The organism is Hydrotalea sp. (genome assembly GCA_030054115.1).
Classification (GTDB): domain Bacteria; phylum Pseudomonadota; class Alphaproteobacteria; order JASGCL01; family JASGCL01; genus JASGCL01.
In genome coordinates this window covers 27,822-29,452 of record JASGCL010000008.1, presented here as the reverse complement: position 1 = coordinate 29,452, position 1,631 = coordinate 27,822, and the positions used below count along the sequence as shown (strand labels likewise).

General features: G+C 47.5%; 2 protein-coding genes. Both read right to left on the bottom strand.

Annotated features, from left to right (window positions below):
* Positions 1-59: 59 nt before the first annotated feature.
* The gene (locus tag QM529_02910) at positions 60-863 is read right to left on the bottom strand and encodes a SprT family zinc-dependent metalloprotease (GenBank protein MDI9313613.1); all 804 of its coding nucleotides are present in this window, start codon (positions 861-863) and stop codon (positions 60-62) included.
* 13 nt (positions 864-876) lie between these two features.
* Positions 877-1,533, bottom strand: a complete 657-nt coding sequence (locus QM529_02905; protein ID MDI9313612.1) for a hypothetical protein — start codon at positions 1,531-1,533, stop codon at positions 877-879.
* Positions 1,534-1,631: the final 98 nt, after the last annotated feature.

Genomic DNA, 1,631 nt, shown 5'->3' with positions numbered 1-1,631 from the left:
TATTGGCGCGCGTGATTTTTGCCGCCAATTTCTGTGGGTCACAAAAATTTTTCATAAAGTTAAAACAACCGCATCAAATTCTTGCCATCGGTTTTTAACCATTTTTCGGCGACCTGATATTCGGGGAATAGTTTTTCGACCAAATCCCAAAATCGTTTGCCATGGTTGGCCTCGCGCAGGTGACAAACCTCGTGGGCGGCAAGGTAAGCCAGCACCAACGGCGGGGCAAGCGTCAGGCGGAAGGATAACATGATGCGGGTTTCCTCGTCTTGCAGGGGGCGTTTTTTTCTGATGCAACTGCCCCAGCGGGTTTTTGGGTCGCGAATCGAAATCTGCGGCGTTGCCATTTGCAACTTGCGGCAATAATGGTCGACCACCGCCGGAAAATCCCGTTCGGCGACACGCCACAGGTATTTTTTTAATTTTTGCTGTTGCGTTGGTTGGTCGTTGCCGGGCACAATAATCTCTTGCGCGTTTTCCTTGACGCGGCCATTGCCGGTAACAAAATGCAATAGTTTTTTATGCCCCATGATGGTGATGTTTTTGCCGGATAATAAATCATGATATTGCGCGAAATGTTTTTCCTTGGCGACTTCCTGCTGTAACCAGTCGACCGAATGTTGCAAGAATTTTTTAACATGCTGATGGCCAGCAAAGCGCGGCAGGGTGATGGTCGCCACCCCCTGTTGATAGCGCAATATCATGCGGTGCGCCCGCGGGTTATATTTCACGCGCCAGTCGATGCTGGCCGGGTTGACGCCGTTAAAATCATCGGCTGTGTCGACGATGGTCGAAAAAATATGACCAACATGTTCTGGTCGCAATGGCGTAAAATGGGGCGTAAAATGGTTACGTGAAAACATGAGAGGGCAGTGGTTAGTGATGAGCGAAAATATCATCGTCGGCAAAACCATGCAGGTCGAGCAGGGCGCGCATCGGCAAAAATTTATGGCAGGCGGTCACCAATGCTTGGTCAACGGGCGTGCCCAATTTGTCCAATTTTTCTTTTATCTGGTGCAGGTATAAAACATCGCTCGCCGCGTAGGAAAGTTGCGCCGGCGATAATTCATCCGCCGCCCAATTTGAAACCTGATGTTCTTTATCCATGGTGATGTTCAATAAATCCTTCGCCAAATTGCTCAGGCTGTGTTTTGGTTCATTGGCGCGCAAAATTTTTGACGCAATTTTTGTGCAATAAATACCATCGGTCATCACCCCCAGGTAAAAATAAAGCACCGCGATGTCAAACCTTGCGTAATGAAAAATTTTTTTCACTGCCGCGTCGGTCAATAGTTTTTTTACATTCGGCGCGGCATGGGGCGCGGTGTGGTTATCGGCGGAAAATTTGACCAAGATGGCGGTGCCATCGCCTGACGACAATTGCAACAAACACAACCTATCGGTTTTGATATTCAGCCCCAATGTTTCGCTATCGACCGCGACCGATTTGCGTGCGGTAAGTTTCGCCAATTGCGCCGGCGTTATATCATCGGCAATCAGTGTATAATTATTGGTTATAGGCTTAGCATCCATATTGTCATTATAGGCGATTCTTTTATTTTTACCAGTTGTTAAAAACCGAAATCGGCTTTTTTAGGGAAAGAAAGCGGTTTTAGCTCCTCAATTTTTTT